Consider the following 15,596-nt stretch of genomic DNA (forward strand, 5'->3'; position numbering starts at 1 on the left):
CCGCAGGGCCGTCAGTTCATCGGCGCTCATGAAGTTGTCCTCGTAGGCGGCGGGCGCCGCCTCCACGAGGGCGCGCAGCCGGGCTTGTTCGGCCTGGGCAGCGCTCAGTGACTCCACCTGGGCACTGACTGCCTGATCGCTCTGTGCTTGGGCTAGGGGCACATGCCCACCAAGCACCAGCACCAACATCCCCCAAGCGGCAAGCCCTGTAAACGCCTGGAAGAATCCAGTGCCGCTGTACAAGGGATGCCGCTCAACAACATTCATTTGTAATTAGGTGTTAACTAACGTTGGATTTATTTTGCGTGGATGCCACCAATCAAATGTCAAAAGTTGATACACAACGTTAAGTGTGTCAGGGGAAATAACAATGAGATGTGATGGTGTGCATCAAGGAAATTGAATATCTGCTCTACGGGTGATCATGATCATTTATCAGCGATCTATGTCATAAATCTTTGCTTGATATAGATTGTTTGGATAAACAATTCCTAAAATGACGGTATAGCTTGAAACGGCGCGGCCCGCACCCATATAGGCCCTTGATCTGTGTTGATGAAGATTGACCTCCCATGACCAAAAAAACCCATTCCTTCCAGGCCGAAGTGGCCCAATTGCTCCACCTGGTGACGCATTCGCTGTATTCGAACCAGGAGATTTTTTTGCGCGAGCTGATCTCCAATGCGTCGGATGCATGCGACAAGCTGCGGTTTGAAGCGCTCAATGACAGCGGTCTGTACGGCGACCAGCCCGATCTGGAAGTGCGCGTGTCCTATGACAGCAAGGCCAAGACCTTGACCATCACCGACACCGGCATCGGCATGACCACGCAAGAGGCCATCGACAACCTGGGCACGATTGCCAAGAGCGGCACCAAGGCCTTCATGGACAAGCTCAGTGGCGACCAGAAGGCCGATTCGCAGCTGATCGGCCAGTTCGGCGTGGGCTTTTACTCGGGCTTCATCGTGGCCGACAAGATCACCGTCGAGTCGCGCCGCGCGGGGACCCAGGCTTCGGAAGGCGTGCGCTGGACCAGCGGCGGCATGGGCGACTTCGAGGTCGAGCAGATTGACCGTGCCCAGCGCGGCACCAGCATCATCTTGCACCTGCGCGAGGACGCGCAGGACTTCTTGAACGGCTACAAGCTCAAGGAAGTGATTGCCAAATACTCCGACCACATCAGCCTGCCCATCCTGATGGAAAAGGAAGAATGGAAAGAGGGTGAGAACGACCAGCCCGGCGAGATGGCCAAGACCGGCGAGTGGGAAACCGTGAACAAGGCCAGCGCCTTGTGGACCCGTGCCAAGAAGGACATCACGCCCGAGCAGTACCAGGACTTCTACAAGGCCATCAGCCACGACTACGAAGACCCGCTGACCTGGAGCCACAACCGGGTCGAAGGCAATACCGAGTACACGCAGCTGCTCTACATCCCCGCCAAGGCGCCGTTTGACCTGTACCAGCAGGGCAAGCACGCGGGCATCAAGCTCTACGTCAAGCGCGTCTTCATCATGGACGATGCCCAGGCGCTGATGCCGCAGTACCTGCGCTTTGTCAAAGGCGTGATCGACTCGGCCGACCTGCCGCTGAACGTGAGCCGCGAGCTGCTGCAGGAAAGCCGCGATGTGCGCCTGATCCGCGATGGCTCGGTCAAGCGCGTGCTGGCTATGCTCGAAGACCTGGCCCGCCACGACAAGCCCCAGGCCGATGCCGAAGGCAGCGATGGCGTGGTGGATGTGGTCAGCGAAGACGACAAGGCCAAGGAAGGCAAATACAGCCGCTTCTATAGCGAGTTTGGCGCGGTGCTCAAGGAAGGCCTGGGCGAGGACATGGGCAACAAGGAGCGCATCGCCAAGCTGCTGCGCTTTGCATCGACCACCCACGACGGCCTGAACACCTCGTTTGCCGACTACAAGGCGCGCATGAAAGAGGGGCAGGACGCCATCTACTACATCACCGCCGACACCTTGGCCGCCGCCAAGAGCAGCCCGCAGCTTGAAGTGTTCAAGAAAAAGGGCATCGAGGTGCTGCTGATGACCGACCGGGTCGACGAGTGGGCGCTGAACTTCCTGCAGGACTTTGACGGCACGCCGCTGCAATCGGTGGCCAAGGGCGCTGTCGATCTGGGCAAGCTGCAAAACGAGGAAGAGAAGAAAGCGGCCGAAGAAGCCGCCGAAGCCTTCAAGCCGGTGCTGGCCCAGCTCAAGGAAGCCTTGAAGGACCGGGCAGACGACGTGCGTGCCACCAGCCGCCTGGTGGACTCGCCCGCTTGCCTCGTGGTCTCGGACAGCGGCATGAGCTTGCAACTGGCGCGCCTGCTCAAGCAGGCGGGCCAGCCAGCGCCCGAGTCCAAGCCGGTGCTGGAGGTTAATCCGGAGCACCCGCTGGTCAAGAAGCTGGACGGCTCGGTGCACTTCCACGACCTGGCCCAGATCCTGTTTGACCAGGCGGTACTGGCCGAAGGCGGTTTGCCCGACGACCCTGCCGCCTATGTCAAACGGGTCAATGCACTGCTGGCATAAAGCCGCACCCACCGAATGAAAATCCCCGCCGGTTGAAAAGCCGGGCGGGGATTTTTTTATCTGAGGCCTGGCAGCGGGTTGGCCCCTGCAGAAACGGGGTGGGAATTTCATGCCAGCCATTGCTGGCAATGGTGTGTGGTTTTTATTCTTTTTTGTGAATATCGATGGATTATTTGCTTTTTATCACGAGGGAAGTGCTAACTTTCAGTGGTAAATAATTCCATAATACCCGACAAAATCAAAGTTAAGAATTGTTGACATATCGACGGCGATGCATCTTGAGGACCAGCAGCTGCCGCATCGGGGTGTTTTAATTTTGTGTCAAATTGTTTTTATCCTGAGTGCCTGCATGCCAAGAGAGTTCAAAAAACGCTACCGCAAGAAAACTTGTGCCCCATCGCGGACCTTGATACCGCGCACATCGCTTTGGCTCTGGTTGTCTCTTCGAGCCGCCACCGTCTGCTCTAGATCTGTTATTTGCTAGATAAATCAATTTATTGCGGTTTTATCTCTTCAGCGCGGCTGCATGCACAGCGGCGCTGCGTGTGCATCACTGGGCAGCGCAGGCCTTCAACGCCCACGGCATGCCTGCGGGAGCGCAGAGGCAGCAGCGCATACCAGCGGCCCAACGCTGGACCGGAAATGCTATGGCCCGGTCTGCATCGTTTTGGTGCATCATTTTTATATATTCAATAAATTTATTAAAAGTTTATTGCATATATAGGTGAATGGTCGGTGCTACATTCGCAGCCCTTGTTGTCAGTTACAGCAGGATCTTAAGAATCCGTTACTACCACTGGGTGTTATCGCTGTGATCGCTCAGAAAATCTTTGGTATTTAGCGGAAATCTTTTATTTCACTGAACACGCAAGCCGTTATCTCTGTTTTTTTCAGGAGAGGGCGGAGCTTTGCCTTTTTAAACAGGACATTGAAAGTGTTACTCCCGTATCGATCGCCGCCGCTACGCAGCCCCCTGCGGTGCAGCGTTGCCTTTGCCTTGGTCTCTGGTCTGCTGCCGGCGATGGCCGCTGCGCAGTCGACCCGCTACGACATCTTTGTGAACCATGACGCCTTTGTCGCCCAGACCGGGGCCGTTGCCGAGAGCGGTTCGGTCGATGGCCCGGTGGGCGCCGACTTTGTCTACCGCGCCAAGGTCAAGCTCAATGGCGGCAGCGGCGAGGTCGCCAATGTGTCGCTGCTTCAGCAGCTGCCTGCGGGCGCCATTTTTCAGGAAATCGTCGCGCCCGCCGGCGTGCAATGTGCCCAGCCGCTGCCCCAGGCCGGCGACACCATCGAGGCAGGCGCTGCGCTGACATGCAATCTTGCGTTGGTGACGGCGACCGATTTTGTCGCGGTGGACTTCCGCGTCAAGCTGCCCAGCGCGGGGACGGACTGGACGGCGCAGGCGTCTGCCTCCAGCCCCGACAACGCGGATCCGGATGCGGGCGAGGCGGCTCCGAACCACAGCCGCATCGAGCGCACCATCACCACCTACGAACGCGCCGATCTGGCTGTGCAGATCCTCGCGCCGGTGAATGGCGCAAGCCACACCCAGGGCGACAAGGTCGACTACCAGCTGCAGGTGCGCAATGCCGACTCGCCCTATGCCTTTGCGCTCAAGGCGGGTGAAAAGGCCCAACTGCGTTTTCCACAGCCCGAGGGCACCGAGTTCCAAGGCAGCCCTGGCGGCAATGGCTGGGTGTGCAAGCTGGCTGATGACACCAGCGCCAACCAGCCCGTGCCGGTATGGAGCTGCAGCTACACCGTGCCCGCTGGCCAGTCGGTCGGCCGTGGCCAGGATTTGCCGCTGCTGAGCGTGCCTTTGCTGGTCAAGACCAGCGGCGGCCAGGTGGTCAGTGCGGTGTCGGTGTCAGGTGAGACCGCCACCGGTCAGCTGTTTCTGGATGCCGACCCTGACAACAACACCGATGATGTGCAGATCCAGGTGCAGCCCAATGTGAACCTGGACATGGCGCTCACCAAGGTCGTCAACCCCAAGGTGCTGGACAAGCAGGCCAGCGCGCCTGTGCCGGTGACCTACACGCTCAGCGCCAAGCGGGTCGCCGGAGAGCTGGTGCCGCGGGACATTGTCGTCACCGACACCCTGCCTGCCGGTGTCACGTTCGTCGGTGCGACTGGCAACGACTGGGTGTGCAGCAACAACGCGCAAATCGTTCGCTGCCAGTACAGCGGTGCTTTTACCCCGAACCTGCCGCAAATCACCGTCAAAGCCTTGGTGGACGTGTCTTCGGTGGGGGCAGAGAGTGTCATCAACAACTCGGCCGAGGTCTCGGCCAGCAATGAGCCGCTGGCCAATGTGGGCGCCAACAACCAGGCGCAGGCGAGCGTGCTGGTCAGCAACAAGGTCAATCTGGCGCTGAGCAAAAGCACGACGGCGTCGGTGATTGCCTCCGGCCAGCAATACCAGTACGCGATCAAGATCAAGAACAATGGGCCGCTGGATGTGCTGCCCGGCCAGACCATGACGGTGACCGACCAGCTCGACGGCCAACTGCAGTTTCTGGGCGTTGCCGCTGGGTCTCCCTGGGTCTGCAGCCCCGCAAGCAGCACGGCCACCGAACTGGGGAAATTGCTGACCTGCACCTTCAGCGGCGGCATTGCGGCTGGCAGCACCTCGGAGCTCCTGCTCAATGTGGTGGCCCACATCGATGCGGCAAACGGCCAGTTTGCCTCCATCGCCAACGGCGCTGCACTGGAGGGTATGCAGGGGCGTGACGGTGCGCCGCTGGGCCAGATCGTGAGCAGCAACAAAGTCAACATATCGGAGCGCCAGGCCGACCTGTCGATCAGCAAGTCCGCCGCGATCACCGGTGGCGCGAAGGCCTCGGGTGCCGAGGTGGTCTACACCCTGCGCGTGAAAAACGATGTGCCTGAGAATGGGCGCAATCTAGACCTGCAGGCTGCGCAAACCGTCACGGTGACCGATGTCATCGGCAACCTGCTGACCGACGTCAGCGCCGGCGTACTGGGGGTGAAAACCTATGACAACAGCCGCTATCTTACGGCTGAGGTGCAGATGCCTGAGGTGCCGCAGGGCCAGGCGCAGGGTTTGAAGGCGGGCAACGCTGCCACCTCGGAGGGCTGCAGCATTTCGGGTGACAACCACCAGAAGTCTGCGACCGTCAGCTGCACCCTGCGCAACCTGCCTGCCGACCCGGATGTTGAGTATCTGGTCGTCATCAAGGCGCGCCAGTATGTGGACCCCCAGGACGATGCCACGCAGACCAACACCATCGTCAATGTGGCCGATGTGCGCTCGCCCGATACGGCGGAGTTCAACACCGCCAACAACCGTGCGCAGGCCTCGGTAGTGCTCGAAGCACTGACCGATCTGACCGTGACCAAGCAGGCCGCACCCGAGAGCGCTGCCGCCGGCCAGGCGATCACCTACACCTTGACGGCCAAGAACAGCGGCCCCTCGCAGGCGCGCCAGGTTCGCGTGACTGATCGCCTGCCGCTCGACACCATCTTGGTGGGCTCTGCGCCCAGCATCAGCGGTGGCAGCTGCAGCTTGAGCGGCGGCGCCACGTTTGCCGCCGGCCTGGAGATCACCGAAGCCAACCGCACGATGACCTGCGTCTGGACCGATGCGGTCGCCGAGAACGCGCAAAAGACGGTCAGCTACCAGCTGCGCTCACGCGCCAAGGACTACTCGCCTCAGCTGGACAACAGCGTCCTCGTGGCCTCGGTCACGCCGGAGACGGACCTGGGCAACAACAGCGCCAACGAAACGGTGCCGCTGGACAAGCCCCAGGTCGATGTGCTGGTGAACATGCGCCATACCCATGACGGCATCCCGCTGGACACCGGCAAGACCCAGTACACGATCACGGTGACCAACAGCGGTGCATCGCAGTCCTATGCGACGGGCGTGCAGATGGTGGACCAGTTTCCGGCAGCGGGATCGACGGCCGACTTCCGCTTTGTCTCGCTCGACAGCGTGCAACTGGCCAATGGGGATAGCCGCATTGGCCTGGACAGCTGTACCGTGCCGGCCGCCGGTGCGCTGGCGGGCAGTCTGGTCTGTGATTTCCCCTGGTTGGCGCCCAATGAATCGGTGGCGATCAAGTTCACGATGGAGCCCGCTGCGCTGCTCGATGGCCGCGCCGTAGGCACCGTCAACCACCGCGCGACGGTGGCGGCCGATGTGGAAGTGCTGGGCGGCATGGATGTCAGCAAGAACAACCAGACCACGGACCGTACCTCCACCTATGACCCGGCGCAAATCTCGCCCGAAGAGCTGGACAAGCTGCGCTATGTGGATCTGTCGCTGACCAAGACCACCTCGGCCACCAGTGCCGTTGATGTGGGCGATCTGATCGCCTACACCTTGACGGTGAAGAACGAGGAAGACCCGGCAGCCAGCCCGCGCAATGACCTGGTGAACGGCCAGGCGGTCGTCAGCGATGTGCTGCCCGAAGGCCTGGCGCTGGAAGGCGCGGCCCCTGCCGGCTGCAGCTATGACGAGGCCACGCGCGCCTTGCGCTGCGAGATCACCACGCTCAACGCCGGTGAGCAAGTGGCTCTCCCCTTCAGCGCCAAGCTGCTGTCGCGTACTGAAGGACAGACCCGTGTGGTCAACAGCGCCCGCCTGACGAGTCCCGGCGATACCGACGAGTCCAACAACGACAGCCACACCGAGACGCCGCTGGCGCTGGTGGATCTGGCGTTGACCAAATCGGTGGACAAGGCCCAGGCCGCCGCAGGCGATGCGCTGACCTACACCTTGACCGTTGTGAACAACGGTCCGGCCGACAGCCGCGAAGCCAGCGTGACCGATGTCTTGCCCGAAGGCCTGGTCTTTGTGCAAGCCTCGCCGGCCTGCCGTTTTGACGCAGGCAGCCGCACGCTGGGCTGCGTGCTGGAGCCGCTGGCCGTGGGTGCATCGGTGAGCTTGACGGTGGAGACCACCGTGGATGCCGCGCTGCAAGGCCCGGCCAGCCTGGTCAATACCGCCGTGGTGGACCTGCCCGGCGATAGCGACCCGAGCAACAACGAAAGCTCGGCGACCACAACCATTGCTGGCAAGGACAATGGCGGCGGCGAAGGCCGGCCCGGTGACCAGACCGCAGTGCCCGTGCCTGCCTTGGTCCCTGGGGCGCTGCTGCTGATGGCGCTGGCCATGGCTGGCCTGGCCGCACTGCGACTGGGACGCCGCAGCTGATAAGGCTATGCCATAGGATTTGCCTCCAGCACCCCAGCCGCGCATAGCCATGCGCGGCTTTTTTTGCGTGGGGATTTGCCGCAGGAACAGCAGTTGTTGACAGAGGCATTTCCCCCGGCCAGAACTTTAACGGCTATATTTGCTCCTACGTCCACTTCGACGACAGCAGGCACGTACCATGGTTCGCTTCTTTTTTGTATTTCTGGGGCTGCAGCTCACTTTGTTTGGTCTCAATATGCTCAGCTGGGTGCAAAAGCACCTGGTCGAGCCCTGGACGGCGATGTTGGCGCAGATCTGCGCCTTTTTGGTGACCTGGTTTGACAAGTCTGCTGTCGCCGAAGGCAAGGTGCTGTGGAACCATGCCACCAATTTTGGCGTGTCGATCGAGGCCGGCTGCAATGGCATCGAGGCCTGCATTGTGTTGTTTGCCGCCATCATGGCCTTCCCCTCGAGCTGGCGCCACAAGCTCATCGGCCTGGTGCTGGGCTTTATCGCGGTGCAAGCGGTCAATATCGTGCGCGTGATCAGCCTGTTCTACCTGGGCCAGTGGAACATGACGGCCTTCAACTTTGCCCACGAGTACCTGTGGCAGGCGCTGATCATGCTGGACGTGCTGGTCGTCTGGCTGGTCTGGGTGCGTGCCGGCCAGCGCGCCAAGCGGGCCGAGGATGGCTCGGACCAACCGCCTCCCTCGGGCTCGGGGGCCGAGCCCACGCTGGCAGCCGCCTGATCTGAACCGGCCAGCAGTGCAAGCACTGCTGGCTTTTTTCCATAGGCACGAGAAGAAGCACAGAGCCCCCAGGAGGGCGGATACAGAGGAAGAGGGATGAAGCGCTTGAACCCGATACAGCGATTTGCGCTGCTGGCCTTTGCCGGCATCATCGTGCTGACCACCTTGTGGGTGCAGCTGTCGCCGTGGATGAGCTACCCGGTGGCGGTGATCTCCAAGGAAGGCATGCTGGACCTGGCCGCGGGCTGGGTCAAGCAGGTGCATATTGCGCCCGGAAAGATCGAGGTGGATACCTCGGTGGGCGTGGCCAATGCCAACACCGGTGGCCGCTGGGCCGAGATCTCGGTCGATGGCGACCCGGGCCGCTATGCCTACGGATTTCCGATCTTCCTGGCGCTGCTGCTGGCGGCCTGGCGCAAGGGCCGCATCTGGCGCGCGGTGCTGGGCTATGTGATCTTGCTGCCGTTCCAGGCGTTCAGCATCTCCACCAGCTTGCTGATGCAGATGGTGCTGGCCACCAATCTCGACCTGCGCCTGCTCAAGATCTCGCAGATCCAGCTGGACTTGCTCGCCTATGGCTACCAGCTGGGCAGCCTGGTGCTGCCCACCCTGGTGCCGTTTTTGCTGTGGCTGTGGCTGGACCGCCAGTTTGTCAACGAGGTGCTGGTCGAGGCCTGGAAGAAAAACATCCAGCCCAAGCTGGCGCCGCGCCCCACTGTGCTGCGGCCGCCCCCCCCACCGCCGCCTGAGCAGGTGATCCGCCCGGCCGAGAGCGGCCCCGAGATCTCGCACGAGATCAGCATCACCTTGCCGCCGCGCAAATAAGGCTAGTGCTTGGCAGCGGGCACCGGCACTGGGGTGCGCCAGGTGGCCAGCGCCAGCGCCGTGGCCAGCAGCGCAAACACTGCGCAAAACACGAGCAGCGCGCGCGACAGGCCCACCTGGTCGGACAGCCAGCCAATCCCCAGAATCGGCAAGATGGTGCCCACATAGCCGATGACCAGGTAGGTGGCCAGCAGGCCGGCGCGGTTGTCAGCCCGCGCCACCCGGTTGACCACCGAGATACCGCCCAGGTTGCACAGGCCATGGCCGAGCGCAGCGCTCAGCACGCAGAGCAGAAACACCGCCGCCGAGCTGGCAAACACATTGGCGATCAGCAGCAGATTGCACAGCGCCAGCGCTGCATAGCCGGTGATTAGGACCTTGCGGGTGACAAAGCCCTTGGCGGCATACTGCGACGCGGCCGACAGCAGCAGAATGAGGCCGATCGACGGCCCGCTGATGGCCGGCCCGTGCCAGGGCAGCATGCTTTGCATAAAGCTGGGCGCGAGCGAGGCAAACAGGCTGAACATGCCAAAGGCACAGAAGGCGCCCATCGACGCCAGGCCGTAGCGGCGCAGCGCCGTGCGTTCGGGGAAGGTGAGGCGCGGCATCAGCTGGCGCAGGCCAAAACTGCTGCTGGCAGGCGCCGGCTGCAGGTGGGCCGGCAGCTGCACCTGGAACAGCGAATAAATCGCCAAGGCGCTTAGCAGCAGCGAGGGCAGATAGGCGCTGCGCAGCGGAAAAGGCGCCCATTGCGCGACCAGGCCACCGACAATGGGCCCCAGGCCAAAGCCAAAGGCAATCGTCAAGCTGGTGGTGGCAGCGGCCCGCTGCGTGTCGCCGCTGGTGTTGAGCTGGGTCAGGCCCAGCGAGGCCGAGGTGGTGATCATCCCCGAGGCCAGGCCAATGATGATGCGGCTCAAGCCAAACACCTGCATGTTCCAGGCCAGCGCCGACAGCAGCACGCCTGCGCTCATCAGCACCACCCCCGCGCGCAGCACCTTGAAAAAACCATAGCGGGTCGTGATCGCGCCCAGTAGCATCAGGCTGGTGAGCGCTGCGGCCATATAGAGCACAAACACCTGGGTGATCGCGCTGGGCGGCAGCTGCCACTGGGCCTGGTAGAGCGGGTAGAGCGGGCTGGCCAGCGCCGTGCCCATGACGCCGACACACATCGAGAAGCACACCCAGAAATAAGGCGGCCATTGGTATTTCATGATCAGAACTTGGGGCTGGGCTGCGGTGGCAGCAGCAGGCCAGCGGCGGGTAGCGGCTGGCCCTGAAAGGACGGTGGCCTGGATTGTAGGGAGTCGGGCCCGGCATGTCCCCGCGCTGTCGGGGTGCCCATCGCTGGGCGTAGGACATCTGCATGCAATGCCCTTGCGGCAGAGGCTGGTGTAGCAATCGCTGTTAAAAATAGCCATGATCCGAATGCCTGCCATGCGCTTTTTCCTCTCCCACCCCTGCCGTGCGGCCGCTGCCGCCTTGTCCGTGGCTGCGCTGTCCGCCTGCTCGCCCTATGTGGGCGTGGGCGTGCCGGTGGGGCCGTTCTCGGTCGGCGTGGGGGTGGGCAGTGGCGGGGTCAGCGCCGGGGTGGGCACGGGCCTGGGCCCTGTCGGTGTCGGCGTGGGGGTCAACCAGCGCGGCCAGGTGACGGGCAATGCAGGTGTCGGGGTCGGCACCTCCGTCGGGGGTGCCCAGGTGGGCGTGGGGGTGGGCACCGGCACGGTGCTGTATGACCCGGCAGCGCCAGCGTCTGGCCCCGCCGCTGCACCGGACTATGCCCAGCCGGTGCAGCCCGGCGTGGTGGTGCCTGGGGTGGTCAGCCCACCCTCGGGCGAGCATGATCCCAACCTGCAGTGGCGCGGTGCGGATGGGCAACTGCTGCCCGACTGCCGCTTGGACAACCGCTGTTAACCGGTTCCTTAAACGTACAGCGGCGGCTCATCCATCGCGATGAGCTGGGCCTGCAGCATCTGGGTTTGCTCCTGCCAGTAGGCCTCGCTGCCAAACCAGGGGAAGTGGATCGGAAAGATCGGGTCGTCAAAGCGCCGCGCCAGCCAGGCGCTGTAGTGGATCAGGCGCAGCGTGCGCAGCGGCTCGATCAGTGCCAGCTCGCGCCGGTCAAAGGGGCGGAACTGTTCATAGCCTTCGACCAGCGTCGACAGCTGCGCGCTTTGCTGCTGGCGGTCGCCCGACAGCAGCATCCACAGGTCCTGCACGGCCGGGCCGCTGCGCGTGTCATCGAGGTCGACAAAATGCGGGCCGCCGCCCTGGTGCTCGGGCGGCACCCATAGCACATTGCCCGGGTGGCAGTCGCCATGCAGGCGCAGGCTGCGGTAGCTGCCTGCGGCAAAGTGGCCGCTGGCATCGCCCGGATCGATGATCTCGCAGATCTTGTCGGTGGCGCGGCGGCAGGCATCGCTCCAGGCGCTGCGCTGGCCGGGCGGAATGGCGCCCTGGGCCATCAGCCAGTCGTGGGGCTCGCGGGCAAAGTCCTGGGCATTGATGCTGGGGCGGTGTACAAAGGGCCGGGCCTCACCCACGGTGTGGATGCGGGCCAGAAAGCGCCCCACCCATTCGAGCACCTCCCAGTCGTCCAGATCGGGCTGGCGCCCGCCCCGCCAGGGCGATACGGAAAAGCGAAAACCGCCATGCTGCAGCAGGCTGTGGCCGCCCAGCTGCAGGGGCGCGACCACCGGCACTTCGGCGTCGGCCAGCTGCTGGGAGAACTGGTGCTCCTCGGCAATGGCCGCATCGCTCCAGCGGCCCGGGCGGTAGAACTTGCAGACCACCTTGCTGCCGTCTTCCAGCCAGACCTGGTAGACGCGGTTTTCGTAGGAAGACAGCGGGTTCAGGCGGCCATCGCCCCACAGGCCCACCGACGCCAGCGCGTCGAGCACCACATCGGGGGTGAGTGCGGCATAGGCATGCTCCTGCGCGGGGCTGCTGGGCGGGTAGTCATCGGTATCGTGCATACCGCCATTGTGCGCCCTTCTTGTGACGGCCATCCTGACCACAGGGACGCAAAAAAAGCCGGGCATGCAAGGCATGCACCGGCTGTACTGGAGAGCGTCAATCGTTGAACTGCGCGACTTAGACCACCACGGTCAGGGTCTTGTCGATATTGCCGCGGGTGGCGTTGGAGTAAGGGCAGACCAGGTCGGCGTCATGCACCAGCTTTTCGGCCACGGCCTTGTCCATGCCGGGCAGGTTCACCGTCAGGCGGGCGGCGATGCCGTAGGCGTTGGGGATGGGGCCCAGGTCCACTTCGGCGTCGATCGACAGGCCATCGGGCAGGGCGAGCTTTTGCTTGCCGGCCACCGCCTTCATCGCGCCGATAAAGCAGGCGGAGTAGCCGGCAGCAAACAGCTGCTCGGGGTTGGTGCCCTGGCCGCTGGTGCCGGGCGAGGACAGCTGCACATCCAGGCGGCCATCATTGGTGCGCGATGCGCCGTCGCGGCCGCCGGTGGTGTGTGCGTGGGCGGTGTACAGAACTTTTTCGAGAGTAGCCATGGTGAACTCCTGGTCAAGGGTGGAACGAAAAAACATGCTTCATCAAGAAGCGGCGGGAAGCGGCGCGGCCAGTCGGCTGCGCAGCTGTTGGATCTGGTGGGTCAATGCCTGCAGCTCCTGCACCGTGCATTGGCTGTGCGCGAGCACACAGGCGGGGATGGCCGCGGCTTGCTCGCGCAGCTGGCGACCGGCCTCCGTCAGGTACACGCGCACACGGCGCTCATCGTCGCTGTCGCGCTGGCGCTGCAGCCAGCCTGCCGTCTGCATGCGCTTGAGCAGCGGCGTCAACGTCCCCGAATCGAGGAACAGACGCTCGCCCAGCTCGGAGACCATGCAGCCATCGCCCTCCCACAGTACCAAGAGCACCAGGTACTGCGGGTAGGTCAAACCCAATGGTTCGAGCAAGGGCTTGTACAGCTTGGTCATCGCCAGCGAGCTGGAGTACAGCGCAAAACACAGCTGCTGGTCGAGCAGCAGCGCGTTGTGGGCAGTGGCGGGGTTGGCGTTGGGCATGGGTTGAATTATCGTACTCAATTAAATTGCGCGCAATTTAATTGAGTAAAAACCTGCAGGCAGCAGGGTGTTTGGGCAGGGCCGGTGCATGGCCCCGGGATTCGTCCTAAAGGCAGGCAAGCCGCGCGTCGGATGGACGCTGGGTTGCCTCCGTGCTCTTTAATAACCGGTCTGCACCACCTGGCCGCTGCTGTCCTTGAACTTGGCCGCCACCGCATCGGCAGCGGTGCGCAGCAGGATCAGGTCCATCGAGACCGCGACAAACTGCGCGCCCAGGGCCAGGCATTCGCGGGCGCGGGCCTCGTCCACCATCAGGATGCCGGGGGCCTTGCCGGCAGCGCGGATGCGGGTGATGGCGTTGTCAATCGCGGCATTGACCACTGGGTGGCGCGGCTGGCCAGGGTAGCCCATGCTGGCCGACAGATCGGCCGGGCCGATAAAGATGCCATCCACGCCATCGACGGCGGCGATGGCCTCGATCTGGTCCAGCGCCTGCGCGGTCTCTACCTGCACCAGCAGGCACAGCTCCTTGTCAGCATCGTCAACGTACTGCAGATCACGGCCAAAGTTGCTGGCGCGCATCGAGCCGCCCATGCCGCGAATGCCCTGGGGCGCATAGCGCATGGCTTGCACGGCGGCGCGGGCCTCGTCGGCGTTTTGCACAAAGGGGATCAGAATGGTCTGGGCGCCAATGTCCAGGTAGCGCTTGATGAGCACCGGATCGTTCCAGGCCGGGCGCACCACGGCGCTGGTCGGGCGTGGCTGCAGGGCCGCCTCCACCGCCTGGAGCTGCTGCAGCACCTGGGGCACATCGTTGGGCGAATGCTCGGTGTCGAGCATGATCCAGTCGTAGCCGCTGCCGGCGAGCAGCTCGGTGATGTAGGGCGAGGGAAAGGCCGACCACAGGCCGATCTGCGCCTGGCCGGCGGCCATGGCTTTTTTGAAGAGGTTGGGGGTGGGCATGCTTGTCTCTGTTGTATGTGATGAGGTGTTTGCTCAGGGCAGAAGGTGGATCTCGTCGCTGCTCATTCGCGTGCGGCAGCTCCCGGCCAGCGTGTGCCACTCGCTGGCGCCCAGGTCCAGCGCCTGCTGGTCTGCCATGGCTGTCACGCTGCGGCAGATGGGCTTGAAGTGCTTGGCGGCCACCGTGTCGCGCCCATAGCGCTGGTAGTAGCGCTTGAGGTGCAGATCGGCGGCCGGCACCCTGGCGGCCACATAGGCCAGGTAGTCGCGGTAGAGCGCATCGACCGGCGCCTCTTCGAGCTGCTGCTTCCAGAGGCGAAAGCCGGCCAGGCAGGCCACCAGGGCCAGCACCAGCGCGGCCACGGGCAGGGCCTTTTTCCAGATCGGGGTGCTGCGTGGCGCGGGCATGGGGAGGAATCGCTGGGCAGCGCGGGCGCGCGCGATCAGGCGTAGCTGTAGACGCCCTTGCCGGTTTTGCGGCCCAGTTGGCCAGCGGCGACCATTTCCTTGAGCAGCGGGCAGGGGCGGTATTTGCTGTCGCCAAAGTCTTTCAGGTAGACCTCCATCACGGCCAGGCAGACATCCAGGCCGATCATGTCGGCCAGAGCCAGCGGGCCAATCGGGTGGCTGCAGCCGAGCTTCATGCCGTCATCGATGTCCTGGGCTGACGCAATGCCTTCGGCCAGCACATAGAAGGCCTCGTTGATCATCGGCACCAGAATGCGGTTGACGACAAAGCCAGGTGAGTTCTTCACGCTGATCGGCGACTTGCCCAGGCTCTCGGCCAGTGCCTTGACCGCATCGTGCGTGGCATCGCTGGTTTGCAGGCCCCGGATCACTTCGACCAGTGCCATCATCGGCACGGGATTGAAGAAGTGCATGCCGATGAACTTGTCCGCGCGCTTGGTGGCTGCGGCCAGCTGGGTGATCGAGATCGATGAGGTGTTCGAGGCCAGCAGCACCGAGGGGTCCAGCAGCGCATCGACCTGTTGCAGGATCTTGAGCTTGAGCTCGTAGTTCTCGGTGGCTGCCTCGATCACCAACTGGGCCTTTTGCAGGTCTTCATAGCGGGTGCTGCCCTGGATGCGCGCGAGGGCGGCGGCCTTGTCGGCTTCGCTGATCTTTTCCTTCTTGATCAGGCGGTCCAGGCTGCTGCCCACCGTTGCCAAGCCCTTTTGCACGGCGGCGTCTGAAATGTCCACCATCACCACATTCAGCCCGGCCACCGCGCAGGTCTGCGCAATGCCGTTGCCCATGGTGCCTGCACCAATTACGCCTACGGTCTGGATCGTCATCTGTCTTCCTTGGGTCCTGTTGCTGGGAGAGGGGCCCGCCCTGCAGTGCC

General features: G+C 63.1%; 11 protein-coding genes and 1 pseudogene. 5 read left to right on the forward strand and 7 right to left on the reverse strand.

Going from position 1 to position 15,596, the window contains the following annotated elements; genetic code table 11:
- The first annotated feature begins 572 nt into the window (after window positions 1-572).
- From htpG to DCO45_RS21640, 4 genes are all read left to right on the forward strand, one after another.
- Window positions 573-2,522: a molecular chaperone HtpG gene (htpG, locus tag DCO45_RS21625; RefSeq protein ID WP_116927745.1), complete on the forward strand. Its 1,950-nt coding sequence runs from the start codon at window positions 573-575 to the stop codon at window positions 2,520-2,522.
- Window positions 2,523-3,519: 997 nt separating this feature from the next.
- Complete coding sequence (locus DCO45_RS21630; RefSeq protein ID WP_116927746.1) at window positions 3,520-7,707, forward strand: DUF11 domain-containing protein; 4,188 nt, start codon at window positions 3,520-3,522, stop codon at window positions 7,705-7,707.
- 178 nt (window positions 7,708-7,885) lie between these two features.
- Complete coding sequence (gene xrtH / locus DCO45_RS21635; RefSeq protein ID WP_116927747.1) at window positions 7,886-8,437, forward strand: exosortase H; 552 nt, start codon at window positions 7,886-7,888, stop codon at window positions 8,435-8,437.
- Between the two features lie 96 nt (window positions 8,438-8,533).
- A complete protein-coding gene (locus DCO45_RS21640; RefSeq protein ID WP_207788108.1) occupies window positions 8,534-9,262 on the forward strand; it encodes an exosortase H-associated membrane protein in 729 nt (242 codons plus the stop codon).
- A gap of 2 nt (window positions 9,263-9,264) precedes the next feature.
- On the opposite strand, the gene DCO45_RS21645 is transcribed toward DCO45_RS21640, so the two are convergent.
- The gene (locus tag DCO45_RS21645) at window positions 9,265-10,476 is read right to left on the reverse strand and encodes an MFS transporter (RefSeq protein ID WP_243419456.1); all 1,212 of its coding nucleotides are present in this window, start codon (window positions 10,474-10,476) and stop codon (window positions 9,265-9,267) included.
- Between the two features lie 214 nt (window positions 10,477-10,690).
- On the opposite strand from DCO45_RS21645, the gene DCO45_RS21650 reads away from it, so the two are divergent.
- Window positions 10,691-11,176 carry a hypothetical protein gene (locus DCO45_RS21650; protein WP_116927749.1) on the forward strand — a complete coding sequence of 162 codons (486 nt, stop codon included), beginning with the start codon at window positions 10,691-10,693 and terminating at the stop codon, window positions 11,174-11,176.
- Window positions 11,177-11,184: 8 nt separating this feature from the next.
- On the opposite strand, the gene DCO45_RS21655 is transcribed toward DCO45_RS21650, so the two are convergent.
- The 6 genes and pseudogenes from DCO45_RS21655 to DCO45_RS21680 all read right to left on the reverse strand — a co-directional run.
- Window positions 11,185-12,237 (reverse strand): serine/threonine protein kinase, encoded by a 1,053-nt coding sequence (locus DCO45_RS21655; RefSeq protein ID WP_116927750.1) that lies wholly within the window; start codon window positions 12,235-12,237, stop codon window positions 11,185-11,187.
- 118 nt (window positions 12,238-12,355) lie between these two features.
- A complete protein-coding gene (locus DCO45_RS21660) occupies window positions 12,356-12,775 on the reverse strand; it encodes an organic hydroperoxide resistance protein (protein WP_027010425.1) in 420 nt (139 codons plus the stop codon).
- 42 nt (window positions 12,776-12,817) lie between these two features.
- Window positions 12,818-13,288, reverse strand: coding sequence for a MarR family transcriptional regulator (locus DCO45_RS21665; protein WP_116927751.1), 471 nt, complete (start codon window positions 13,286-13,288; stop codon window positions 12,818-12,820).
- A 159-nt stretch (window positions 13,289-13,447) separates the two neighbouring features.
- Window positions 13,448-14,251, reverse strand: a complete 804-nt coding sequence (locus DCO45_RS21670) for an HpcH/HpaI aldolase/citrate lyase family protein (RefSeq protein ID WP_116927752.1) — start codon at window positions 14,249-14,251, stop codon at window positions 13,448-13,450.
- A 33-nt stretch (window positions 14,252-14,284) separates the two neighbouring features.
- Complete coding sequence (locus DCO45_RS21675) at window positions 14,285-14,659, reverse strand: hypothetical protein (protein ID WP_116927753.1); 375 nt, start codon at window positions 14,657-14,659, stop codon at window positions 14,285-14,287.
- Between the two features lie 35 nt (window positions 14,660-14,694).
- Window positions 14,695-15,579: pseudogene (locus DCO45_RS21680) on the reverse strand (3-hydroxybutyryl-CoA dehydrogenase); the annotation flags it as partial.
- Between the last annotated feature and the right edge of the window lie 17 nt (window positions 15,580-15,596).

Source organism: Comamonas sp. JNW, from assembly GCF_003105075.1.
GTDB lineage: Bacteria > Pseudomonadota > Gammaproteobacteria > Burkholderiales > Burkholderiaceae_C > Comamonas > Comamonas squillarum.

Bases quoted from the DNA above. Each gene is read 5' to 3' on its own strand.
- htpG (WP_116927745.1), top strand. From the start codon at position 573: ATGACCAAAAAAACCCATTCCTTCCAGGCCGAAGTGGCCCAATTGCTC.
- xrtH (WP_116927747.1), top strand. From the start codon at position 7,886: ATGGTTCGCTTCTTTTTTGTATTTCTGGGGCTGCAGCTCACTTTGTTT.
- DCO45_RS21640 (WP_207788108.1), top strand. From the start codon at position 8,534: ATGAAGCGCTTGAACCCGATACAGCGATTTGCGCTGCTGGCCTTTGCC.
- DCO45_RS21645 (WP_243419456.1), bottom strand. From the start codon at position 10,476: ATGAAATACCAATGGCCGCCTTATTTCTGGGTGTGCTTCTCGATGTGT.
- DCO45_RS21650 (WP_116927749.1), top strand. From the start codon at position 10,691: ATGCCTGCCATGCGCTTTTTCCTCTCCCACCCCTGCCGTGCGGCCGCT.
- DCO45_RS21655 (WP_116927750.1), bottom strand. From the start codon at position 12,237: ATGCACGATACCGATGACTACCCGCCCAGCAGCCCCGCGCAGGAGCAT.
- DCO45_RS21660 (WP_027010425.1), bottom strand. From the start codon at position 12,775: ATGGCTACTCTCGAAAAAGTTCTGTACACCGCCCACGCACACACCACC.
- DCO45_RS21665 (WP_116927751.1), bottom strand. From the start codon at position 13,288: ATGCCCAACGCCAACCCCGCCACTGCCCACAACGCGCTGCTGCTCGAC.
- DCO45_RS21670 (WP_116927752.1), bottom strand. From the start codon at position 14,251: ATGCCCACCCCCAACCTCTTCAAAAAAGCCATGGCCGCCGGCCAGGCG.
- DCO45_RS21675 (WP_116927753.1), bottom strand. From the start codon at position 14,659: ATGCCCGCGCCACGCAGCACCCCGATCTGGAAAAAGGCCCTGCCCGTG.